The organism is Deferrisoma sp. (assembly GCF_054681715.1).
This window is the reverse complement of record NZ_BAAHFQ010000152.1, coordinates 1-6439: the sequence shown is the minus strand read 5'-3', so window position 1 is coordinate 6439 and position 6439 is coordinate 1. Positions and strand designations below refer to the sequence as shown.

The following is a 6439-nucleotide window of genomic DNA, read 5'->3' as shown; positions in this document are numbered from 1 at the left end:
GAGCTCCCGCACCTCGGGCCCCCGGGACCGGTCCGCCAGGATCCGAAGGAGCCGGGCCCGCCCCAGGATCCGCGGCCCCTCGAGCCCGCGCAGATACCGCTCCGCCTTCATCACCAGGGCGTCCCGCAGGGCCTCGGCCTCGTCGGCGTCGAGCCCGTGCCGGCCCGTCACGGCGAGGGGGCCGACCGGATCGGTGGGCCGCAAGACCAGCCCGAGATCGCTTCGGGTCGCGCCGACCGCGGCCTCCAGTCCCAGGGCCGTCACCCGCTCCGGATCCTCCGAGCCCTGAAACGACCGGGCCAGCTCGTAGAGTTCCAGTTGCCGTTTGAGCCGCGAGTGCTCTCGCACCAACTGGCGTTGCTCCAAGGTGGCGTGCACCACGGCCGCCAGTTCCTCGGCCGCGAAGGGCTTTCGCAGGTAGTCGGCGGCCCCGTGCTTCAAAGCCCGCACGGCGGTGTCGATCGACGCGTACCCGGTCATGATGACGACGTCCACCGCGGGGTGGCGGGCCTTGATCTCCTGGAGCAGCTCGAGCCCGGTCATCTCGGGCATGTAGATGTCGGCGAGAACCAGGTCCACGAGCTCTTGGCCCAGCGCCGACAGGGCCTCCCCCCCCGAGGACGCCGTGCGCACGCGCAGCCCTTCCTGCCGAAGCACGTCGGAGCAAAAGGAGCGGAAGAACACATCGTCGTCGACGACGAGAACGGCGGCAGGGGTCATGGCGTCCCAGGAACCGAGGGATGGGGAAAGCTAACAGAACCCCCCAGGACTGTCAACGAAACGGGCCGGCCCGCACCCGTCCCCCGGGCCCCAGGGCCACGTGGACGCAGCCGATCTCGTGGGTGCCCACGACCCGGGCCCCGAGGCGGGTCGCCCCCTCCACGAACGCGGCCGCCGGCAGGCCCCGCCGGCCGGCGGCCGAGACCACGACCCACGCCGGGCTTACGGCCCGGAAGAACCCAGGATGCCACGCGTCGGCCGCGCCGTGGTGGGGCGCGACGAGGACCGCCGCCCCGAGCTCCGGTACCGCGGCCAGGGCCGCGGCCTGGCCCGGGGCCTCGAGATCCCCGGGGAGAAGGAGGGCCCCGCCGTGGGCCTCGATCCGCAGAAGGAGACTGCGGTCGTTCTCCGACGGCCCCGGGCCTTCCCAGGCCGTGAGGCGCGCCGGGCCGGGAAGGTCCAGGTCCGCCGCCCCCACCCAGCGCACCGCCGCCCCCACCTCCCGGGCGGCCTCCAGGAGGTCCCGGTACCGGCCGTCGCCCCGGAACCCGGCCGGGAGCCACACCTCCCCCGGCCGGCCCCACCGCACGAGGGCGGGAAGCCCGAGCACGTGGTCGGGGTGAGGGTGGGTCGAGACGACCCACCGGACCTTACGGCACCCCAGGGCCTCCAAGGCCGGGACCACCACCTCGGCCCCCGGGTCGAACGGGCTTCCGGGGAATCCGCTGGCGTCCACGGCGATCCATCCGGCCTCCGGGACCCGCAGGGCCAGCGCTTGTCCCTGGCCCACGTCGAACACCCAGAGGTGCACCCGGGGATCCAGGGATTCCCGCATCCGGGGCCCCAGGGCGGCCGCGGCGCAAAGCATCGCCCCCGCGGCGGCCCACCTCGAGGCCTCGGGCCGCCGCCAGAGCCAGAGGCCGAGGCCCAGCCCGGCCGCGGCGAGCCCGGCGAACCCCAGGGGCGAGGAGAGGAACGGGGCCCGCACCATGACGACCCAGCCCCGTAGGACCCCGAGCCCGGCGATCCACCCGTCGAGCACGCCGCCCGCGAGCCCCCAAAGCAGGGCCGACACCCCGGGAAGGAAGGGGTGCATCCCGACCCCCAGGAGCCCCAGGGGAAGGCATCCCCACCCCACCAGCGGGACCGAGACCAGGTTCGTGACCACCCCGGCCACGGGGGCGGCCCCGAAGTGGAGGAGCGACACGGGAAGGGTCGCCAGGGTGGCCCCCGCCGAGGCGAACGCCACCCGGGCGGCGGCCCGTCCCAGGATCGGGCCCCAGCGGCGGAGCCCGGGGGGCGGGTACCGGGCGGCCACCGGGTCCGGCCGCGCCGGGAGGAGGCGGGCCTCGAGCCCGGGCGCGAGCCAGAAGAGCCCGGCCAGCGCCGAAAGCGAGAGGTGCAGGCCCGGGTCCCCGAGAACGGCCGGGTTCGCCACCCCCACCAGGAGCGCGGCGGCCGCGAGGCCAGGCAACAGGGCGCGGGGCCGGGCCGCGGCCCCGGCGAGCAGCACGAGCCCCACCATGGCGAGCGCCCGCAGGGTGCTCACCTGCCACCCGGAAAGCGCCGCGTACCCGAGCAAAACGGGCAGGCAGGCCGCCCGGGCCCACGGGTCCACGGGCCGGGCCACGAAGAAGGTCGGGGCGCCCCGGAGCAGCGCGGCCCGCGCGACCGGGATGACGAGGAGGGCGAGGATCCCCAGGTGGAGCCCCGACACGGCCACCAGGTGCGACACCCCGGCCCGACGAAGCCGTTCGGCCAGTTCCCGGCCCACCCCCGAGCGATCCCCCAGGGTCATGGCCCGCAGCACGGCGCCCCCGGGACCGGGGGCCGCCCGTTCCATGTCGGCCGCGACGGCCTGCCGCCAGGCCTGCCATCCCGGGGGCGGGGGCCGGAACGCCACCTCCCCGGGCCACCGGGCCCCGGCCCGGGCGCCGATCCCCTTCCGGCGGAGATAGGCCGCGTACCCCTCGGATCCGGGGTTCCAGAAGGCCACCGGCCGGCGCAGCTCCCCCCGGAACCAGCAGGCGCCTCCCCGGGCCGGCCGGGGTTCGGGCCAGCCCTCCACGGAGAGCCGCACCCGCCCCCGGGCGGGGCGCCAGGGCCCGATCGGGGCCGGGGCCCAGCCGGTGAGCTCCACCACGGCCGACCAGCCGGCGTCGGTCGGCCGTGGGTCCTCCACGACGAGGCCCCGGAACCTCCCGGCCGTTCCCAGGGGCGGTTCCAGGGGCGGGGGCCGGCCCGAGGCGACCGCGGCCACCCCCGCCAGGGCCAGGAGGCCGGCCAGGGCAGCGACCCGGAAGGACGGCGAAGGGGCGAGCCGCCACGCGACCCAGGAGGCCGCGGCGAACGCGGCGAGGGCGGGAACGGGATGGGACGAAATCCAAAGGCCCGAAGCGAGGCCGAGGAGGGGGACGAAGGGAAGGATTCGGGGACCGAGGGCGATCACGGAAAGCCCCCGCGCAGGCCCCTTTCCTACTCCAGGGGTTGGGGGGGCCGGAAGAAGGCCCGGGGGATCATCGCCTTCTCCCGCTCGCGAAGCACCCGCTCCAACTCGGCACGCAGGTCCTCGCGCACGAACCGGACCACCTCGTCCAGGTGCTCCTGGAGTTCCTCGATGGTGCGGCGCATCTCGAGGATGACCTGGACACCGGCCAGGTTCACCCCGAGGTCGTTGCGCAGGCGCTGGATCCGGCGGACCGTCTCGATGGTGTCCTCGTCGTAGAGGTACGCCCGCCCCTCCCGGGCCGCGGGTTCGATCAGCCCGGCCTCCCGGTACACCCGCAGGGTCGACGAACTGACCCCGGTCGCCTCCACGATCTCCCGGACTCGGATCAACCGAACCGCCTTGTCCATCACTCCCTCCCCAGTCTTCGCTGGAACCTCCGCTGGAACGCTGGGAGGCTGGAAGGCCAGAAGGCTGAAACCCCTTTCGATTCCAGCTTGGTAGCCTGCATCATCCCGTTACAGCGACCACGATGGACCACCGGCGGCCCGCGTGCAGAGAGCCTGCGGAAGCGCCGGGTGCGCCCCACCTCCGGGGGCCAGCCCCCTAGAGCCTCCCGCGCAGCCCCTCGAGCACCTTTCGGACCTCGGGATCGAGCCGACGGGGGATTTTGACCCGGACCTCCGCGTAGAGGTCGCCCTTCCCCGGCACCCCCTTGCCGCGGATCCGGAACCGCTGGCCGTTCTGGGTGCCGGCCGGCACCTTCATCCGCACGGGGCCGTCCAGCGTGGGCACCTCCACCGTGCCCCCGAGCAGGGCGTCCAGCAGGTCCACGTCCACGGTGGTCACGAGGTCGTTCCCCTCCCGCCGGAACCGCGGGTCCGGGGCCACGTGGACCCGGATGTAGAGGTCGCCCGGGGGCCCCCCGGCCGCTCCGGCCTCCCCCTTGCCGGCCACCCGAACCCGGGACCCCTCGGTGACCCCCGGAGGGATGCGCACCCGGATCCGTTCGGCTTTGGGCACGGTGCCTTGGCCGGCGCACCGCTCGCAGGCCGGACCGGGCGTCCGGCCGGTGCCCCGGCAGGTGGGGCAGGTCTGTTGCACCGAGATCACCCCCCGGGACGAACGCACGACCCCGCGGCCGCCGCACCGGGGGCATGTGCCGCCACCCGCGCCGGGTTTGTACCCGCTCCCGCCGCAGGCGTCGCAGGGGGCGTTGCGGCGAAACGAGATCTCCTTCTCCGTGCCCTTCACGGCTTCGGTCAGGGACACGGTCATCTCGTACTCGAGATCGGCCCCCTTTCGCGGCCCGGACGGTCGAAACCCGGCCGTCTCCCCGAACAGGTCGGAAAAGAGGTCCGAGAAGTCGAACCCACCGAACCCTCCCGAGCGAAACTCCTCCCACTGGGGCCCGGCGCCCGCGCCGGCCCCCTGGCCGAAGGCCGCGTGGCCCATGGCGTCGTACTGGGCCCGCTTCTCGGGATCGGAGAGCACGTCGTAGGCCTCGGAGATCTCCTTGAACCGCTCCTCGGCCTCCTTGTTCCCCGGGTTCACGTCGGGGTGGTATTTGCGGGCGAGCTTCCGGTAGGCCTTTTTGATCTCCTCGGTCGAGGCGTTGCGCCCCACGCCGAGAACCTCGTAGTAGTCCCGTTTCGTGGCCATCGAATCCGACCCCTCCTGACGTCGTGGTCCCCCCCGCTCGGCGCCGAAACGTAGGCACCGCCCGCGGGGCTGTCAACGGCCCGGCGGCTACGGGGACCCCGCCTCGGCCACCCCGGCCTCCCGGAGCACGGCTTCGAGCTCCTCCGCCGTCCAGAAGCCCACCTGGTTGAACCGCACCTGGCCCTCCGGGTCCACGATCACGAGCACCGGAACGCATTTCACCCCGTACTTCTTCGCGAGCTCCGGCTCCTTGTCCGCGTCGTGGACCCGGCGCACGATGTGGGGGTGCCGCGCCAGCACCTCCGCCAGGATCGGCTCCAGCTGGTCGCAGGCCGGGCAGGTTTCCGACACGAACTCCCCCAGCACCGGCCGGCCCGTCTCCTTGGCCGTCCGGACCAGGGGATCGGGCTCGGCCGCCGCCGCGACCCCGGTCCACGCCACCAACGCCACGACCACCCACCACCGTTTCATGGCCGTTCCTCCCGGATCCCTTGCCCAAGGGGGCGTTTCGGCCCGCGCGAATTGACAGTCCCCTGGCCCCGGGGTAGCATGCGCGGACCTTCCGGCCCGCTTTCCCGACCGCCCATGGACCGCCTTCGTTCCCTCGCTCCGATCCTGCTCGTGCTCCTGTGCCTCGCCGGCCCCGGAACCCCGGCGCGCGGCGAGGATAGCACCTCGGGCGCCGGGGTCCAACGCCCGGCGCCGCGGCTCGTGCTCGACCCGGGCCACGGGGGGGTCGAGGCAGGGGCACGGGCCGAGGCCGGGCCCGAGGACGCGGCGGCCCTGGAGCTGGCAAAGACCCTCGCGGCCCGCCTCGAGGCCCGGGGCCTCGTCGTGTTCCTGACCCGGGAGGCGGACCAGGACCTGCCGGAACCCTTGCGGGCCGCGTTTGCCAACTACCGCGAGGCCGACCTCTACCTCTCGGTCCACTTTTCAGGCGAGCCCCGAACCCACGCCCGGGGGTTCGAGGTGTTTGTTCCCCCGCCGCCCCCGGCCGGGGTGGACCCCCAGCTCTGGGAGGCCGGGCAGGCCGGCGTCTGGGAGCGGAGCCGCCGGTGGGCCGAGGCCCTGCGCCGGCGTCTGGGGGAGGCGGCGCCCACCTTCGACCGGGGCATCGGCACGCTGCCCCATCCGGCGCTCGAGGCCGTGACCTGCCCGGCGGCCCTGGTGGAGTTCGGATCCCTCGCCTGGCCCGAGGACACGGCCTGGTGGCGCCGGCCCGAGGGGGCCGAGGCCCTGGCCCGCGCCGTGGCCCGGGCCGTGGAAGATGTGCTGGAACCGGGGGAGCCCGGTTCGGAAACCCCTACGACGGAATAACAGAGTAAAGGAAGGATTCATGCGCCATGACGGAAGGGCGGCCGACGAGCTTCGGCCGGTTCGGATCGAGCGGGGGGTGCTGCGCTACGCCGAGGGGAGCGCGCTGATCGAGGTGGGCCACACCCGGGTGCTCTGCGCGGCGAGCGTCGAGGACGGGGTGCCGGCGTTCCTGAAGGGCACGGGCCGGGGGTGGGTCACGGCCGAGTACGGCATGCTGCCCCGGGCCACCGAGACCCGCACCCCCCGCGAGGCGAGCCGGGGCCGGCAGGGGGGCCGCACCCTGGAGATCCAGCG

Annotated in this window: 6 protein-coding genes and 1 pseudogene; 2 read left to right on the top strand and 5 right to left on the bottom strand. The window is 74.5% G+C overall.

From position 1 onward, the window contains the following. The 5 genes from ACY0I8_RS15075 to ACY0I8_RS15055 form a co-directional block, all read right to left on the bottom strand. On the bottom strand, positions 1–720 hold a 720-nt coding region (locus ACY0I8_RS15075; protein ID WP_461395397.1), incomplete at its 3' end, for a response regulator. 52 nt (positions 721–772) lie between these two features. After that, the gene (locus ACY0I8_RS15070) at positions 773–3169 is read right to left on the bottom strand and encodes a ComEC/Rec2 family competence protein (protein WP_461395396.1); all 2397 of its coding nucleotides are present in this window, start codon (positions 3167–3169) and stop codon (positions 773–775) included. 26 nt (positions 3170–3195) lie between these two features. After that, positions 3196–3576, bottom strand: a complete 381-nt coding sequence (locus tag ACY0I8_RS15065; RefSeq protein WP_461395395.1) for a MerR family transcriptional regulator — start codon at positions 3574–3576, stop codon at positions 3196–3198. A gap of 196 nt (positions 3577–3772) precedes the next feature. Then, positions 3773–4828, bottom strand: a complete 1056-nt coding sequence (gene dnaJ / locus ACY0I8_RS15060) for a molecular chaperone DnaJ (RefSeq protein ID WP_461395394.1) — start codon at positions 4826–4828, stop codon at positions 3773–3775. 87 nt (positions 4829–4915) lie between these two features. Further along, complete coding sequence (locus ACY0I8_RS15055; protein ID WP_461395393.1) at positions 4916–5299, bottom strand: thioredoxin family protein; 384 nt, start codon at positions 5297–5299, stop codon at positions 4916–4918. 114 nt (positions 5300–5413) lie between these two features. Between ACY0I8_RS15055 and ACY0I8_RS15050 the strand changes: the two genes are divergently transcribed. Next, the gene (locus tag ACY0I8_RS15050; protein ID WP_461395392.1) at positions 5414–6145 is read left to right on the top strand and encodes an N-acetylmuramoyl-L-alanine amidase family protein; all 732 of its coding nucleotides are present in this window, start codon (positions 5414–5416) and stop codon (positions 6143–6145) included. Positions 6146–6164: 19 nt separating this feature from the next. Continuing rightward, a pseudogene (rph, locus tag ACY0I8_RS15045) lies at positions 6165–6439 on the top strand (ribonuclease PH); the annotation flags it as partial.

Bases quoted from the DNA above. Each gene is read 5' to 3' on its own strand.
- ACY0I8_RS15065 (WP_461395395.1), bottom strand. From the start codon at position 3,576: ATGGACAAGGCGGTTCGGTTGATCCGAGTCCGGGAGATCGTGGAGGCG.
- dnaJ (WP_461395394.1), bottom strand. From the start codon at position 4,828: ATGGCCACGAAACGGGACTACTACGAGGTTCTCGGCGTGGGGCGCAAC.
- ACY0I8_RS15055 (WP_461395393.1), bottom strand. From the start codon at position 5,299: ATGAAACGGTGGTGGGTGGTCGTGGCGTTGGTGGCGTGGACCGGGGTC.
- ACY0I8_RS15050 (WP_461395392.1), top strand. From the start codon at position 5,414: ATGGACCGCCTTCGTTCCCTCGCTCCGATCCTGCTCGTGCTCCTGTGC.